This is a genomic window from Spirosoma jeollabukense, from assembly GCF_054777855.1.
The window spans coordinates 1-933 of the sequence record NZ_BAAHAD010000068.1; the positions used below are offsets into that span (position 1 = coordinate 1).

Here is a 933-nt window from a genome sequence, read left to right on the forward strand (position 1 = left end):
ATTCAGTTATCTATAAAATTAGTACTTAGTATCTAAAAATCTCTAAATTATTACAATCTAAGCCTATTACGTAATATTATTTTACGTATATTTAAGAAATATCTTAAGGTGAGCTTCGTACTTATATGCTTTCAGTACTTATCTCTGGCTAACTTAGCTTTTCTGCCATGCCTATGTTATACATTTACTTAAGTGAAAGTAACATCCCTGTATAATAATTATTATACCTAAATTAATATCTGGGCACATAAACAACAGATAAACCAGAGGTTAACAAAACCGCTATCTCCTTTCGGAGATAAGGCGTTGCCCAGGTTCCTTTCGTACAAGGTTAATCCTTATTATATTCTAATTCCCTCTAGAAGATAGAAACCATACTGTCTCACGACGTATTTAACCCAGCTCATGTAACTTTTTAATCGACGAACAGTCGTACCCTACATAGTTTCTGCATCCATGAGGATAAGTTAAGCCGACATCGAGGTGCCAAACCGCGCACTCATTTTGCACACTCTTGCGCAAATTAGCCTGTTCAACTTGTTATCATAAAATTTTATTTCCATTTTTCACAAAATGGTTCAGACTATTTCTTCATTTTTTTTATTATTTTTAATTAAATATTATTATTATTTTCCATTAATTCAACCTTTTATTGCAAAAGCTCCAATACGACGTTTAGATATATCAATTGAATATTCTAAGTTAGAATAAAAATTTCCTCTATAAAGCATAGATAAATTTTTAGGATTTTTAAAAGTTCCTTTTACACTTATTTTAGATAATGATCTATCCGCTCTATAACGTTTAGTTAATCTACCTTTAACTTCTAATCTTATACCTCCCATATTTTTATATCCAATAGACTTATAAATTATATCGTGAATAATAGCTTGCGCTCCGCCAGCTACAAAATTATCCGATTGACTAGCTTTG

Annotated in this window: 1 protein-coding gene and 1 other annotated feature; the gene reads right to left on the bottom strand. The window is 30.8% G+C overall.

Annotation, left to right across the window (positions count from 1 at the left end; all coding sequences use genetic code 11):
* Positions 1–9: 9 nt before the first annotated feature.
* Positions 10–585, bottom strand: a sequence feature (23S ribosomal RNA rRNA prediction is too short).
* A 56-nt stretch (positions 586–641) separates the two neighbouring features.
* A partial coding sequence (locus ACYVEA_RS34550) for a hypothetical protein (RefSeq protein ID WP_461117910.1) occupies positions 642–933 on the bottom strand: 292 nt, incomplete at its 5' end.